This window comes from Candidatus Zixiibacteriota bacterium (assembly GCA_035574315.1).
Lineage (GTDB): Bacteria > Desulfobacterota > Binatia > UBA9968 > UBA9968 > DATLYW01.
Genome location: DATLYW010000016.1, coordinates 50,636 through 64,226 on the forward strand (window position 1 = coordinate 50,636; position 13,591 = coordinate 64,226).

Here is a 13,591-nt window from a genome sequence, read left to right on the forward strand (position 1 = left end):
AGCCGCCGTGAGCTAGACGTACTTCCAGCGGAGCAGCCGGCGCTTGAACCGCTCCAGAAAATAGCCGTCCAGCACGGCGGAAAACAGCCCGATGACGAAAATTCCCGCCAGGACCCCGACCATGTCCGCCACTTCGCCTGAAAAATTGATGAACCAGCCGAGCCCGACGTTCACTCCGCCGACCATTTCAGCGGCGATCAACGAACGCCACGCGTTGCCGAAGCCGACCTGTGCCCCGGTTATGACCGCCGGAACCACCTCGGGCGCATAGACTTTGGTCAACAGCTGCCCCCGGCTGGCGCCGAGGAGCCTCGCCACATCGACACGCGCCGGCTCGATCTGTTCGACGGCGTTCATGACGCCGACGGCCATGGGAAAGAACGCCGAGATCAGGATCACCAGAATGATCGGGTAATCGCCGAATCCGAACAAGATGATGAACAGCGGTACCCACGCGATCGGAGGCACGGACTGGAGGATCGAAACGACGGCGCGTGAATAACGGCGAAAAAAGTTCCATATACCGCTGACGAGACCGATGGCGAGCCCGAGAAAGCAAGCGAGGCTGAATCCCGCGATCAGCCGGACGAACGTGCGCCCGATGGTCACGAGGAACGCTTCGCGACCCAGCTCCCGGCTCAGCCTCGCGAGAACCTGGACCGGGGACGGGATCAAATAGGACGGCAAAATGGAAGCGGCTGCCTGCCAGCCGACAAAGATCGTGACAAAGGCAGCCGCATAGGGGAACAGTCTGCTGAATCGCGCGTGCCAGGATGCCCTTGGCCTTACGGTTTGCCCCGCTCCAGTTCCGTCTGCCATCGGAGATCGACCACGCTGCTGAGCGGCACGCGATTCTTGAGAATATCCATTTCCCTCATGATCCCGGAAAGCTCTTCCATGCGTTTGAGGTCCGCCTTGGACAAACGCCAGTCGAAAACGTTGGACTTGAGGGACTTGAGCATGATTTCCTGCGCCGGGATGGTCCGCCCTTCGACGGAGAGATCCCCGTCCGGCATGAAAGCGGGGGCCAGTATCCGGCTCGCTTCCGCGGGATTCTGCTTCATGAACTCCACGCTTCGCTTGATACTCGCCAGCAGTCCCCGCACCGCGGCCGGCCGATCCTTGACGAGCTTGCCGGGAACGATGACGACCATGCAGGGAAACGGCCAGTGCTTACCGACCTCGTAGATCTCCGTCACGCTCGCGGTGGCGCGCACGATGCTGTCGTACGGCTCGAACAGAAAAGCGGAATCGACCCGGCCCGCCTTCAGCGATGCCAGAGCGGTGGACGGCGCGGTATACATGATTTGCAGGTCCTTGTCGGTGAGCCCGGCTTTCTTCAACACCACGCCCTTCAAAACGATGTCGGCGGTACTGCCGGCCGCCTGGCTCGCGATCGACTTTCCCTTGAGGTCCCCGAGCTTCTTGATGTTTCGATCGTTGCGCGCAATCAGCGAGTGAAAGCCTTCCTGGACCTTGCCGACGATCTTGAGGTCCGCTCCCTGCGAGGACCACGTGATCGCGTTGGTGAAACCGAGCACCCCCGCGTCCAATTGGTCCGACACCAGACCTTTGACCAGCGTCGGTCCGCTCGTGAACATCGTCACGCCGGCCTCGAGCCCCTCGGCGGCGAAAAACCCCTTGTCTCTGGCGATGACCACCGGGGCATCGTCGAAGACGTGGACGTATCCAATACGCACTTTTTCGCCCGCCCGAACCGGGACCGAGGCCAAAGCCAGCACCAGGATCCCGAGCACAACGTTTCGCACATTCACCTGTGAGCCACCTCTTTTCTATTTTTCCGATTCGTTCAGTTAGTTATCATGGACGAAGCCCCGATTCAACGGCTTGCGGCACGGTTGCCCGTAAAAATCCGCCAAGGGTGTCTGCATACTGGTTTTGTGCGGGTTCCAAAGCCCATCGCGCTTCCGGACCTCTGGAACGCTTCTCCCGCATTTCGCTGGCTCGCAGCCGGTTTTCAGTCTCCGGCTGGGAGTAATTCGAGGGAGCGGCGAACGCACGGCGACTCGGCAATCCCGAGGGCCACGTCCGCAGCGCCATGGGTCGGATGGATGGCGATCGCCTGCCGGCAGTACACCTTGGCCTCACCGTTCCGGAAACGACGGGCCGGGCAGCCAGAGCCGCGGGGACATCGCCGGCCAGAACACGGGATGGCGTCGCTCGGTCTGTTCAGGGAGCGTGCGCCTATCTCCTTCCGTGGCTGACGCTAGCCCTGTCGGCCGGCGGCGGAAAGAGAGATCGGCGACCTGTCGAGGACCGGGGCAGCTTATTTCTTCGGAGTGGTGTACTGCTTGATGAACGCCCTGACTTCGGCGGGAGCCTCCTGGAGGCGCCGGACGATCTTTTCGCCGCTCACCCCGATCCGGTAATTGGGTTCGGAGCGGGTGATTCTCTTGAACTCCGCGACGAAGTCCGGGTCCTTGACCATCGCGGCAAAAGCGCGCCGCAAGGCCGCGACGAGCTCCGGCGACGTCCCGGGCGGCATCATCGCGACCCTTTGCATCCCCTGCGAAATATAGGTGACCTTCAACGCCTCCCACACCGGTCCCGACGGCGGTTTCTTGTGAACCGACTGGTAGAGCTTGGAAAACGGAGTGAGGTCGGGGGCTTCCGGGTTGGGCTGAAGATTGCCCTCTTCGTCGATCAGCTCGTTCGCGTAAAGCGGCAGCACCAGTCCCGTCTTCACCATCTGCGGCTCGACCGTCGCCCGGTAGGCCGGCAGCCCTTCGACGAAGAACTGGACCTCGTTGCGCTGCACGGCCAACCGCGCGTCGGAGTTCGAGTTGTAGCCGGTCACGTACTGGTATTTGCTGCCGAGCAGGTCCAGCTCGAGACGGAAGCGCACGTCTTTGGTGCTGGCCACGCTCAAGCCCCCGGCCTTGAACAGCTGGGCCTTGACGATGTCCTGCGGAGAGCCGATACCCGGCGGGACGTCCCTGCGAATGTAGGCCACGCTCGAACCCTCGATGCTGGCCACGTAGGCGAACTTCGAGAGATCCACCCGCAGCGTCGGATCCGCCAGCAGCACGTTGAAGAAGTTACCGGTGAAATAGCTCATCGTCAGGCCGTCGGGCTTGGCCACTTCGCCGAGGAAATTGGTCGCCGTGATGCCGCCGGCACCGGCCATGTTCTGCGCAACGACGGTGGGCTGGCCGGGGATGTGCTTGCCGATGTGCTTCGCCACCAGACGCCCTTCGATGTCCGTCGGGCCGCCGGCGGCGTAGTTGATGAGGACGGTCAGGGTTTTCCCTCTGTAAAACGGCTGCTCGGCCGCCCGGCCGGGAGCCGAGCCGACGAACAGCGCCAGAGCCGACCCGACAAGCGCAAGCCTCCAACTCGCCTTCATCGTACCGCTCCTCCGATTTCCCAGGTGTCGCGAATCCCGCCGCGTTCCGCTTCTGGCCCTCCTCGCCTCGCTCCGGTCCCGGTCCGGTCCGCGGAGGCGCAGCGGGAACTCACGGCATCTCCTGCAACAGCCGGCCGAACCCTTTCACGGGTTGCCGCACGTGCAGTCTTTTCTGAACCGCCCACACGCGGGCCGCTACCGGGTGAATAACGGGGACCTGCAGGTCTTCCTCCAGGAGGCGGACGATGTCCAGACAGCGCCATCCCGTGCCCAGCAGGTAGATTGCCTCGGCCTCTCGACTCTTCAGGAACGCCTTGCGCGCGTGCGCGTAGATCTCCCGTGAGGCGATCCGACCGACGTCCGCGAACGCCACCTCCATCCCTTCCATCCCCAGCACCTCGAAGCCGGCGTCCTCGAAGTAGCGCGCGGTGATCTCGTTGACCCTGCCGACGAAATAGGTGACTCCCACGAACTTTCTGACGTGGAGCGCGCGCAACGCCTCGACCTGCGTCTGGGCGGCGGTGACGATGGGGGCGTTGTACCGGGCCTGCCACTCGTCCACGATCCTGGCCTCTCCATGGTAGCCGTGGACCATGAACGGCGGCGCCCCTTCCGGGTGGATCAGGTCGACGCCTTCCGCTGCCAGCTCCGCGACCTTTTCCTCGATCGCCGACAGGGCGCCGCGAAACTCCTCCTCGGTGCCGCGCTTGAAGTTGAGGTAAACGGGAACGACGCCGATCCCTTCCGGAAGCAACCGGATGAACTCTTCGAGCGATCCCGGGCGGTGGGTAGGCTTGACGACGCCGACGACTCCCCGCCAACTGCTGAAAACCATGGCTCCGCCCCGCGTCAGGAGAGACTTTTGAAGATCTGAGGAAACTTCGCCTTGATCTGGGCTCGAACGTTCTCCGGGACCTCGACAACTTTCGGAAACTCCCCGCGCAGCTTACGGTTGTAGGGGATGCAGGCGTCGATCAGGATGCGGTTGTTGAAGTTTCCGGGAAGAAACATGGGATCGCGCCCCGAGGACCAGGCTTTTTGCACGATGTCGATGTCGGTCACCGGATCGAAGCGCGTCCCCATGGCCCACAGGACCTGATCCATGTCGGAGCAGTCGACGTCGTCGTCCACCACCACCGTCCACTTGCCGTTGTAGGCTCCGGCCATACAGTTGGCCGCCACATGAAGAACGTTGCGGGCGTGGCCGGGATAACGCTGGCGAATCTGGATCACCGTAAAACGGGTCGCGGGCGCCCCTTCATGGTTCCAGACCCCCAGGATATCGGGCAAGCCGCAGGCTTCCAGCGCCTTCCAGATCTCCGCGGCTCCAGCGATACCCTTGAGCAACCCGGTCTCGTCCACGGGTTTGTGCTGGGGCGCGCACGTGAGAATCGGGTCGTTGCGGTACAGGACGGTTTTCACGTTCACGTACGGCCGGGGCACCACGTCGTCGGAATAGTAGCCCATCCATTCTCCGAACGGCCCCTCGGGCCTGACCTGCCCGGGAACCGCCTCGCCCTCGAGGACGATCTCGGCGTCGGCCGGGATCGGAAAGCCGGTGAACGGCCCCTTGACGACTTCCACGGGCTCGCCGCGAATTCCCCCCGCGAAATCGTACTCCGAAACCCCGCTCGGCAGCGGGCTCGCCGAAAGCATGTAGAGCAGCGGATCCTGCCCGCAGACGATGGCGATCTTCATTTTCTCCCCGCGCTCGAAGTACTTGTCGCGGTGAATCCGCCCGTGCTTGCCTTCGGTGATCTGGCAGCCCACGGTTTTTTCGTCGTAAACCTGACAGCGGTAGGCGCCGAGATTGTACCAGTCGCTGTCCGGATCCTTGGTGATGCAGAGGTCGGCCGTGCCGATGTAGCGATGGGTGTCGAGCTGGTGATGGATCGGCACCGGCAGCTTGAGGACATCCACCTTGTCACCCTCGAGAACGTTGTCGAAGATCGGCCCCGTCTTGACGAACCTGGGCTTGATCAACTTCATGTCTTCCATGCGGCGGTGGTAGGCCTTGACGATGTCGGCCTTGCGCTCGTATTGGAGCGGGAGCCCGAGGGTCAGGGCCACCCGCCGGATCGTGGAAAACTGCCCGTACAGCGTGCGGTAGCCTTTTGGATAGCCGGGAATCTCGTCGAAAAGGATCGCCGGAGCCTTCCCCTTGGCGCTCTCGGTCAACATCTGCGTGATCGCGCCCATTTCACGGTCCCAGTGGGCGCCGCGAACGCGGAGCAGCTCCCCCATTTTTTCCACCTGATCGAGCCACTCCCGCAGCCCGCGGTAAGCGAGGGCGCTGCCCGCCTCGCCGATCTTTTCCGGATGTGCCATGATTCCTCCCCGCGGAACGCTCGGGCGTTCGTGGAATTGCGCTGCTACGATACGTTTCGCCCTACCCGTTGTCAAGGAACGAGCGGTTTTCCGCTTGTTTCCGGAGCCGCGCGGTGCTATGGGGAGCGAAGCGCCCGATTCATTCACCTCTGCGCGAGGCGTTCATGAACGCTCGAAGCTCCTACGATCTGCACCTGCGGGCGATCGGCCAGGCATTGGAAGCCAGGCGCGTCCAGGTTTTCGAGCTGAAAAAGAAAGGCGAGCAGTACGTCGTGAAGGGCGAGCCCGAAAGGAGCTCGTCGCTGATCGGCCGGGTTCTCGGCGAATTGTCGGAGCGTTTAGGGTTGCGCTCCGCGGAGCGGACATGGAGCTACTTCCCCGCGGACATCCAGCGCCTGGAGCGCGAGGGCCGCGCAAAGAGACGCAGGCCGCACCGCCTGCCCGACTTCTACAGCCTCTCGAACACGCTGCGCACGCTCGGCTCGTACCTCGATTCCAAGGGAGCCGAGCTGCTGGAAATCCACAAGCGTCCGCTGAGCGTTACGATCCTTTACCGGACCCGCGACGGTCATCCGAACGTCGAGGAACGCGCTCTTGTCTCGTTCTACGGGTTTTTTACCGACCTGCACGCGAAACGGGAAAAGCCGCCCGGCACGGCCTCCTGATCCGAGGGGCCCGCGCCCATCGGCGGGATTCATGCTGTTGCCGCCCCGCAGCCGCGATCACGTTTTTCTGATCGCGTCGCGCACCTTCTCCGCCGTGATCGGCAGGGTCGTGATGCGCGCTCCCGCAGCGTCGCGAACCGCGTTGGCGATCGCCGCAGCCGTCGGGATGATGGCGGTTTCGCCGATGCTCATGCTCCCGTAAGGACCGCTTCCCGCGTTCGACCGCAATACGGCGGTGCCGAGCGCTGGGATATCCTTGATGTTGGGGATCTTGTAATCCCCCAGGCTCGCGGTCTGCACCTTGCCGGCGTCGTCGAAGACCAGCTCCTCCATCAGGGCGTAGCCCATTCCCATGATCACGCCGCCCTCGATCTGACCCTGATGCGCCGCCGGGTTCAGCACCGTTCCGCTGTCGTGGGCGCTGGTCAAACGCTTGACGGCAACCTCGCCGGTCTCGGGATCGACCTCCACTTCCGCGACCTGCGCCACCGTGGAAGCCTCGGGGCCGTCCGCGGTGTTGGCGTAGTGGCCTTCGCCCGTGATCGGTGCGCCGTTGGCCCGGACGATCTCGGCAAGGCTCAACCGCCGCTCGGCCCGGGCGTGCGTCACGCCGCCCTCGTGGAGGATCAGGTCCTCAGGAGCGGCGCCCATCAGAGCGGCGGCAGCCCGCAGCAACCTCTCTCGCGCGTCCTGCGCCGCCAGCAGCGCCGCGCCGCCGTGCACTCGCGTGCTGCTGCTGCCGCGCACCCCGGTATCCTTGACCACTCTCCTCGTGTCGAGCATTTCCACGGCCACCGAATCCGGCGGAACTCGCAGCTCCTCGCTCACGATCTGCCGCATCACGGTGTAAACCCCGGGGCCGGTGTCGGCGACCGCCGAGGAAAGCGTCACGCCCCCTTGCGCGTCGATCGTGACGAACGCGTACGCTTCTCCGCCTTTGGAAATCCAGCACGCCACGGCGCAGCCCCTGCCGGTGCCGGCTTTCCTGGCGGTCCGGTATCCCGAGCGTTCGACCGCCTCCTCGAGAGTCTCGGCCGCCCGGATATGGCCGATTCGTTCGCCCAAGGGCGTCGCGTCCCCGTCGCGCATGAAGTTCATGCGACGAAACTCCACCGGGTCCAGGCCCAGTCTCTCCGCCACGAGGTCCATCTGGCTCTCGGTAGCAAAGTGGCCTTGCACGTGCCCGGGAGCGCGCATGTAACCGCAGGGAACCTTATTGGTGTAGACGTATTTTTCCTCCACGAGGCAATGCGGAATCCTGTACGGGCCGACCGAGTCGTGAGCGCCCACGAGGAATCCTTGCGGGCGATAGGATCCGTAAGCGCCGCTGTCAAAGATGAATTCCAGATGACTGGCGATCAGGATGCCGTTTTTCTTCACCCCGGTTCTGATCCGGACCACGGCGCTGTGGCGCGGGTTGCCGGCGATCAACTCTTCGCCGTAGTCCAGCACCAGCTTCACCGGCCGCCCGCAACGGCGCGAAAGCGCGTAGCACAGCGCGACGTCGTTGGCGTCCCCCTTTCCGCCGAAATCCCCGCCGACGTGGCACGGGTGAACGACGATTCCGGCCGGCGGCACCTGCAGCGCGGCCCCGACCTGCTCGCGCAGGTTGTAGGGGCTCTTGGTCGAAGCCCAGACGTCCGCGCTCCCGTCCGGCCTGACCGCAACGACGCAGGAATGCGGCTCGATATAGCCCTGATGCACCGAAGGAACGCGGTATACGTTCTCGACCACGAGGTCGGACTGCCGGAGCCCGGCTTCCACGTCTCCCTTCTTCCACGAAAGCTGAACGAAGACGTTGGTCGGGCGTTCCACGGGATGGAGAAGCCCCCTGTACAGGCTCAGATCGGGATGAATCACGGGCGCCGTCGGCTCGATCGCCACCAGCGGATCAATGACGGCCGGCAGCTCTTCGTAGTCGACCTGCAGGAGATCGACTGCGCGCTCGGCCGCCTCTTCACTCTCGGCCGCAACGGCAGCGACCTTCTCGCCGACGTAGCGCACCACGCCGTCCGCCAGCAGCGGCATGTCGACAATTTTCTTTCCGATGCGAGCGCCCCGAACGTCGTCCCCGGTCAGAACCGCCGCCACGTCCGGAGCGCTCGCGGCGCGCGAAACGTCCAGCCCCCGAATCCTCGCGTGCGGCAGCGGGCTGCGGAGCACTCTCACCCAGAGCATGCCCGGAAGCACGACGTCGACGGCGTAGCGCGCCTTGCCGCCGACCTTCTGCGCCCCTTCCACTCTGGGGCTCGGCACTCCCAGACTGCGAAACCCTCTCATGATCTCACCAACCCCCCGGGAACAGCGCAACGCCCGTTGCGTTCGCGCACCGCACCGCCGGCTCGGGCGCGTCTTTTCGTTCTTCGGCGCGTGCGCTCGCTTGTTTTCGGAAGCAAACTGTGATTTGAGATGGTTACAACAAATCGACAATCGACCGCAAGCACTGCAGCAAGGAGGATCAAGCGTGGACGACGTCAAAAGCCAGATGGAGGGCGTGACCCGGCTCTATCAGCAGCTCGACGAAAAAATCTCGGACAACGGCGGAGTACAAAACCTGTTCGGCATGAACCGCAAGATCCGTCAGGCTCTGGAATCGATCACCATGGGGGAGCTCGACAACATGCTCGCCGAGATTCACAGGGCCAAAGAAGGGCTGACCCGGCTCCAGGAAGACGTGGTGGAGATCCGCGTCTTGAAGGAGGTGCTGAGCGCTTCGGCGCCGCGCCAGGTCAACGGCAACGCCCGGCCGTAGGCTCGAAAACCCGCGCAAAGAAGAACGCCGGAGGCGGCGCAGAACTCCACTGCACGGCCGCTCAGACGCCGTGCTTGAGTTCGGCCGCGGCCCGGCGGTGCCCCTGGAGCCTGTGCTTCAGCTCGCCGAGCGTTCCGACGGCGATCGGAACGCCGTCCCGGTACGCGATCATCAGGCGGGAATAAGGTGAAATCCGCTGCCCCGGGGTGAGGATCCCGACGAGGTTCAGAGGGTCGCCCGCCGCAACGATGACCGGCTCCCTGCACTGCGGAGCGCGCCGTTCGCGGCGCAGCATTTCCACCGCTTGGGGCAGCGCGAACTGCTCGCCGGTAAATCCGTTCACGAACCGCCCGCCGCGGATCTCGCCTCGCGCCTCCATCCGCCGGTAGATCCGCGCCAGCTCGCGCCACGATACCGACCCGGTCTCACGCGCGAGCAGCTCCCTCAAGACGATCCCGTAGCGCCGGAGCAGTTGCCGGGCGCGCCGCTCAAGCGTCTGCCCGGCTTCCGTTTCACTCCGGATTCCCCAGAGCGACCAGCGCCCGACGGGCATCAAGCCTTCCCGGGATCTGCCTCCGGCGATCAGCCGAAGCCGCCGCCTCTTTCCCCTCCCTGCCGGCTCCGGCGCGAGCAAGGCCCGCAGCCCCGCGATCCCGTCCCCCGTAGCGTAGCCCCGCGCCACGAGCTCCCAGAGGGCGCTTTCCGCCTGGCTTTTCAACAAGCCCGTACCCCTGGCGATATCGGCGAGGAACGATGCGCCGCGTTGCTCGAGGTAGCCCGCCACGGCGTGCGCCGCAGCGCTCAGTCCGACGACCTCGCGCCAGGGCGGGACCACGCCGTCGAGAAAGAAACCGATCTCTTCCCGGAGCACGAACGCAATGGGTGCGCTGCGCGTCGGCGCGGTCCGATGGCGGCGGCCCGAGCGAACGGCCGTCCCGCCGTCGGCCGCGGGAGCCTCGGTCGGGCGTAGCCGCCCCCAGCAGACGACGCCCCCGAGGCAAAGCTGCTCCAGGTAGGCCGGCTCGTAACACTCCACTCGCGCGGGAAGCACGTGCTGTTCCCATGCCGGCGCCGGCAGCTCGAGCCCTTGAAGCTGGCGGACGATCTCCAGGACTCCCTCCCGACCGCGCAGGTGAGAACTCGGGGCGACGTGCTGCCAGACGAGCAGGAATTTCAGGAATTCGGCGGGAGCAACGCTTTCGATCTCCCTGCGCAGGCGCGCCAGCGTGAGCCGGTGAATCCGCGCCAGCAGGACCCGATCGCACCATTCCGGTTCCCCGGCCCCGCCCGGTGCTCCGCTGAACTCGCCCCGCAGAGCGGCCCCGGAGACTTCGTTTTCTAGCAGCGCGCGTTCAATGTTCGCCCGGGGCACCCCGAGCCTCTGCGCCAACTCGCTGGCGGTCACGGGCCCCGTCACCTCCAGCCAGCCGGCGACGATCCTCCTCAGAGCCTCGGTCTCGAGGCACGCCTCGCTCCCCAGGCTTCGGGGCAGGGACAATGCCGGCGCCGCCTCGGCATGCGGCAGTGCGGCGCGGGCGACGTGCAACCGTTCCGCGGCGACGTAAGCGCGCCGCTCCGCGGATTCTCCCGCAGCGCGCCACGAGAGCACGGTCGCCCGGCCTTGAGCGACCAGCTCTCGCGCGAAATCCTCCCAGTCGGGCTCTTCTCCCGCGGGGAGCAGGCACGCGCTCAGAAGAAAATCGTGCAGCTCGTCCGCGTCGCGGACATCGGGTCGGGCCTGGCGACGCACCTCGCTCACCGCCTCGGGATCCAGACGGCCGAGGCCGCCCTGCAGGGCCGGATCGATCTGGCGCAGCGACACCGCCCGGGCACGGCGCTCCTCGAGAGGAGCGTCGTCGAGAAAAGCATAAGGATTGGCATTCAGGATCTCGTGCGCCATCGGGGACGGAGCAACCGTCTGGAGCGCCACCGTGCGGATTTCTCCGGTTTCGATCCGCCGCAGAACGTTGCGCAGCCCCTCGAGATCCATGGCCTCCTGCAGGCAATCCTTCATGGTCTCGTTGACGAGCGGATGGTCGGGCAGCGGCACCGGCCCGACGCGGTTGTCCTGGCACATCACCTGCTCCGGGAAAACCGCCGCGAGCAGATCCTCCGCGCGCATCCGCTGCAGCGCCACCGGAACCTTTTTCCCTCCCTGAGAGCGCGCGACCGCGAGGGCGCGGGTCGCGTTCCACCGCCAGCGGTTGGCGAACAGCGGCGATGCCAGCGCCGCCTGGATCAGCTCACGCTCGACCGTGGCCGCTCGCAGCATCTCGAACACATCCGACACCGGAAAAGAATGCTGTTCCACCAGCGAGATCACGATGCCGTCATCGGTCGCGGCGGCCTGCAGCTCCCGGTCGAAGCTCAGGCAAAAGCGCTTGCGCAGCGCCATCCCCCACGCGCGATTGATCCGCCCGCCCCACGGCGAATGAATGACCAGCTGCATCCCGCCCGCTTCGTCGAAGAAGCGCTCCGCGACGATCTCGTGCTGGCTCGGCACCGTTCCCAGGTGCCCGACCGTCGCGGCGACATAGGACACCAGCTGCTCGGCCGCCGAAGGCGGGATGCCGGTTTCTTCGGCCAGCCATGCGGCCGCTCGCGGCGCGTCATCGAGTCGGCCGGCGATCGCCCGCCTGAGCTCGCTCACCGCCGCCGAGAGCTCCCGGGTCCGGGCCGGAGCTTCCCCCAGCCAGAATGGCACCGTGGGCGGCAGCCCCTGCGCGTCCTCGACCCAGACCTTGCCCGCGCCCACGCGCCGGATGCGCCAGGAGCGGTTCCCCAGCAGGAAGATATCGCCCGCGAGGCTCTCGATGGCGAAATCCTCGTTGACGCGACCCACGAGCGCTTCGTCGGGGAACTGCACCACGTCGTAGTCGGCGTTGTCCGGAATCGCGCCGCCGTTGAGGATCGCCGCCATCCTCGCGCCGCGCCGCGGGCGGAGCCTGCCGTTGATCCTGTCGCGGTGAACGTAGGCGCCGCGCCGCCCGCGCCGCGTGGAAATGCCGTCGGAGAGCATCTCCAGGACCCGATCGAAGTCGCGCCGCTCGAGACCGCGATATGGATAGGCCCGCCGCACCAGCTGCCAGAGCTGCTCTTCCGCGACTCCGTGCTGTCGCCCCCTGACCTCCGCAGCCGCCGCTTTTTTTTCCGGAGTTGAGCTCGCGACGGCGGCCACGATCTGCTGGGCCAGGATGTCCAGAGGCGCGTCAGGCACCGCGATCCGGTCGAGCTCGCCGGCGCGCACCGCTCGCAGCGCCGCCACGCATTCCATCAGATCGTCCCGGGTAAGCGGGTAAAGAACGCCCCGGGGAAGCGCGCCGACCCAATGGCCCGAACGGCCGACGCGTTGCAGCAGGATGTTGAGCGACCGCGGCGAGCCGATCTGGCAGACCAGGTCGACGTGGCCGATGTCGATTCCCAGCTCGAGCGATGCGGTCGCGACGACGGCCCGTAGCTCCCCGGCCTTGAGCTTTTCCTCCACCTCGAGCCGGCGGGCACGGGACAGGCTCCCGTGATGCGCCCCGACCGAGTTTTCTCCCAGCCGCTCCGTGAGCTGGTGCGCGACCCGTTCCACCAGCCGGCGCGTGTTGACGAACACCAGCGTCGTTCGTCGCGCCTGGATCTGCGCCACGACCTTTTCGTAAACTTCGGCCCAGAGCTCGTGCGTGGCGATCGGCCCCAGCTCCTGATCGGGAACCTCGATGCCGAGCTCCATGGCCCGGCGGTGCCCGACGTCGACGATCGTGCAGTCGGGGGCTCCCTCCGGCGTTCTTCGGGCACCCACGAGCAGCTTCGCCAGCTCCTCGATCGGCTTCTGCGTCGCGCTCAGCCCGATTCGTTGCAGGGGCTTTCCCGTGAGTTCCTCCAGCCGCTCGACGGACAGGGCCAGATGGGCGCCGCGCTTGTCCTGCGCGACGGCGTGAATCTCGTCGAGGATGACCGTCTCGACGCTTCTCAGGAAGCGTCGGCTCCGTTCCGCGGTGAGCAGAATGTAGAGGGATTCCGGCGTCGTGATCAGGATGTGCGGCGGCCGGCGCACCATGGCCTGCCGCTCGTGGGACGGCGTGTCGCCGGAACGGACGGCGATCCGCAGGCCCGGCACCAGCACGCCTTCCGCATCCGCTTTCCGATAGATCCCGGCCAGCGGGTCCTGGAGGTTCCTAGCGACGTCGTTGCCGAGCGCCTTCAGCGGCGATACGTAGAGCACGCTGGTCGCGTCGTCCAGCTGCCCGCGGCCGGCGCGCTGGATCAACCGGTCGATGGACCAGAGAAAGGCCGCCAGCGTTTTTCCCGAGCCCGTCGGCGCAGCGATCAGCGTCGATCTTCCCCGGGCGATAGCCGCCCAGCCGGCGCGTTGCGGTTCCGTGGGTCCGCCGAACCGTTCGAGGAACCATCGGCAGGTCAGGGGATGGAACAGCTCGGTCCAGTCGACGTTCACGGGGCCTGCATCGGGAGCGGCGCTCGCAGAGCCGCGTC

At 65.8% G+C, this 13,591-nt stretch carries 9 protein-coding genes; 2 read left to right on the forward strand and 7 right to left on the reverse strand.

Going from position 1 to position 13,591, the window contains the following annotated elements:
- Positions 1 to 12: 12 nt before the first annotated feature.
- The 5 genes from VNN77_04910 to VNN77_04930 all read right to left on the reverse strand — a co-directional run bounded on the left by VNN77_04910 (position 13) and on the right by VNN77_04930 (position 5,695).
- Positions 13 to 687 carry an ABC transporter permease gene (locus VNN77_04910; protein ID HXG50735.1) on the reverse strand — a complete coding sequence of 225 codons (675 nt, stop codon included), beginning with the start codon at positions 685 to 687 and terminating at the stop codon, positions 13 to 15.
- Between the two features lie 98 nt (positions 688 to 785).
- Positions 786 to 1,775 carry an ABC transporter substrate-binding protein gene (locus tag VNN77_04915; protein HXG50736.1) on the reverse strand — a complete coding sequence of 330 codons (990 nt, stop codon included), beginning with the start codon at positions 1,773 to 1,775 and terminating at the stop codon, positions 786 to 788.
- Positions 1,776 to 2,287: 512 nt separating this feature from the next.
- The gene (locus VNN77_04920; GenBank protein ID HXG50737.1) at positions 2,288 to 3,367 is read right to left on the reverse strand and encodes a hypothetical protein; all 1,080 of its coding nucleotides are present in this window, start codon (positions 3,365 to 3,367) and stop codon (positions 2,288 to 2,290) included.
- 109 nt (positions 3,368 to 3,476) lie between these two features.
- Positions 3,477 to 4,202 (reverse strand): hypothetical protein, encoded by a 726-nt coding sequence (locus VNN77_04925; GenBank protein ID HXG50738.1) that lies wholly within the window; start codon positions 4,200 to 4,202, stop codon positions 3,477 to 3,479.
- 14 nt (positions 4,203 to 4,216) lie between these two features.
- Positions 4,217 to 5,695 (reverse strand): UbiD family decarboxylase, encoded by a 1,479-nt coding sequence (locus VNN77_04930; protein HXG50739.1) that lies wholly within the window; start codon positions 5,693 to 5,695, stop codon positions 4,217 to 4,219.
- A 164-nt stretch (positions 5,696 to 5,859) separates the two neighbouring features.
- Between VNN77_04930 and VNN77_04935 the strand changes: the two genes are divergently transcribed.
- Positions 5,860 to 6,360, forward strand: a complete 501-nt coding sequence (locus tag VNN77_04935) for a hypothetical protein (protein ID HXG50740.1) — start codon at positions 5,860 to 5,862, stop codon at positions 6,358 to 6,360.
- A gap of 57 nt (positions 6,361 to 6,417) precedes the next feature.
- Here the strand turns inward: VNN77_04935 and VNN77_04940 are convergent, their stop codons facing one another.
- On the reverse strand, positions 6,418 to 8,640 hold the full coding sequence (locus tag VNN77_04940; GenBank protein ID HXG50741.1) for a xanthine dehydrogenase family protein molybdopterin-binding subunit: 2,223 nt from the start codon (positions 8,638 to 8,640) through the stop codon (positions 6,418 to 6,420).
- A 184-nt stretch (positions 8,641 to 8,824) separates the two neighbouring features.
- On the opposite strand from VNN77_04940, the gene VNN77_04945 reads away from it, so the two are divergent.
- The gene (locus VNN77_04945; GenBank protein HXG50742.1) at positions 8,825 to 9,112 is read left to right on the forward strand and encodes a hypothetical protein; all 288 of its coding nucleotides are present in this window, start codon (positions 8,825 to 8,827) and stop codon (positions 9,110 to 9,112) included.
- 61 nt (positions 9,113 to 9,173) lie between these two features.
- On the opposite strand, the gene VNN77_04950 is transcribed toward VNN77_04945, so the two are convergent.
- Positions 9,174 to 13,553 (reverse strand): DEAD/DEAH box helicase, encoded by a 4,380-nt coding sequence (locus VNN77_04950; GenBank protein ID HXG50743.1) that lies wholly within the window; start codon positions 13,551 to 13,553, stop codon positions 9,174 to 9,176.
- Between the last annotated feature and the right edge of the window lie 38 nt (positions 13,554 to 13,591).